The organism is Janthinobacterium sp. GW822-FHT07H10, from assembly GCF_058798675.1.
This window is the reverse complement of the sequence record NZ_JBXAKS010000037.1, coordinates 1-1,584: the sequence shown is the minus strand read 5'-3', so window position 1 is coordinate 1,584 and position 1,584 is coordinate 1. Positions and strand designations below refer to the sequence as shown.

Genomic DNA, 1,584 nt, shown 5'->3' with positions numbered 1-1,584 from the left:
GGCGCAAAGTTGTTTCACGGTCCTGTTCGGGATGGGAAGGGGTGGGACCAACTTGCTATGGTCATCAGGCATAACTTGTATGACAGCCTGTCCCCGACGGGGCGACAGGTGTCGAAATCTGGAAGAAGCGGATTATGTATTGAGGTATTACTTGGGTAATGAGTGGTATCAACAACTCACAACGTTACTTTCTCATCCTCTGTACCTGCTAAGGTTATAGGGACAAGCCGTACGGGCAATTAGTACTGGTTAGCTTAATGCATTACTGCACTTCCACACCCAGCCTATCAACGTCCTGGTCTCGAACGACCCTTCAAAGAGCTCAAGGCTCTGGGAAATCTCATCTCAAGGCAAGTTTCCCGCTTAGATGCTTTCAGCGGTTATCTCTTCCGAACTTAGCTACCCGGCAATGCCACTGGCGTGACAACCGGTACACCAGAGGTTCGTCCACTCCGGTCCTCTCGTACTAGGAGCAGCCCCCTTCAAATTTCCAACGCCCACGGCAGATAGGGACCAAACTGTCTCACGACGTTTTAAACCCAGCTCACGTACCACTTTAAATGGCGAACAGCCATACCCTTGGGACCGGCTACAGCCCCAGGATGTGATGAGCCGACATCGAGGTGCCAAACTCCCCCGTCGATATGAACTCTTGGGAGGAATCAGCCTGTTATCCCCAGAGTACCTTTTATCCGTTGAGCGATGGCCCTTCCATACAGAACCACCGGATCACTATGTCCTACTTTCGTACCTGCTCGACTTGTCAGTCTCGCAGTTAAGCACGCTTATGCCATTGCACTATCAACACGATGTCCGACCGTATCTAGCGTACCTTCGAACTCCTCCGTTACACTTTAGGAGGAGACCGCCCCAGTCAAACTGCCTACCATGCACTGTCCCCGATCCGGATAACGGACCAAGGTTAGAACCTCAAACAAACCAGGGTGGTATTTCAAGGTTGGCTCCACGAGAACTAGCGTCCCCGCTTCAAAGCCTCCCACCTATCCTACACAGATTGGTTCAAAGTCCAATGCAAAGCTACAGTAAAGGTTCATGGGGTCTTTCCGTCTAGCCGCGGGTAGATTGCATCATCACAAACATTTCAACTTCGCTGAGTCTCGGGAGGAGACAGTGTGGCCATCGTTACGCCATTCGTGCAGGTCGGAACTTACCCGACAAGGAATTTCGCTACCTTAGGACCGTTATAGTTACGGCCGCCGTTTACTGGGACTTCAATCAAGAGCTTGCACCCCATCATTTAATCTTCCAGCACCGGGCAGGCGTCACACCCTATACGTCCACTTTCGTGTTTGCAGAGTGCTGTGTTTTTATTAAACAGTCGCAGCCACCAGTTTATTGCAACCCTTTCACCCTCATGGAGTAAACCAATCAAGCTACCGGGGCGTACCTTTTCCCGAAGTTACGGTACCAATTTGCCGAGTTCCTTCTCCCGAGTTCTCTCAAGCGCCTTAGAATACTCATCTCGCCCACCTGTGTCGGTTTGCGGTACGGTCTCGTATGACTGAAGCTTAGAGGCTTTTCTTGGAACCACTTCCGATTGCTTCGTGAACAAGTTCACTCGTC

Annotated in this window: 2 rRNA genes; both read right to left on the bottom strand. The window is 51.1% G+C overall.

What is annotated here, in order from left to right:
* A 5S ribosomal RNA gene (rrf, locus tag AC1RDJ_RS28360) occupies positions 1–69 on the bottom strand; the annotation flags it as partial.
* Positions 70–218: 149 nt separating this feature from the next.
* A 23S ribosomal RNA gene (locus tag AC1RDJ_RS28355) occupies positions 219–1,584 on the bottom strand; the annotation flags it as partial.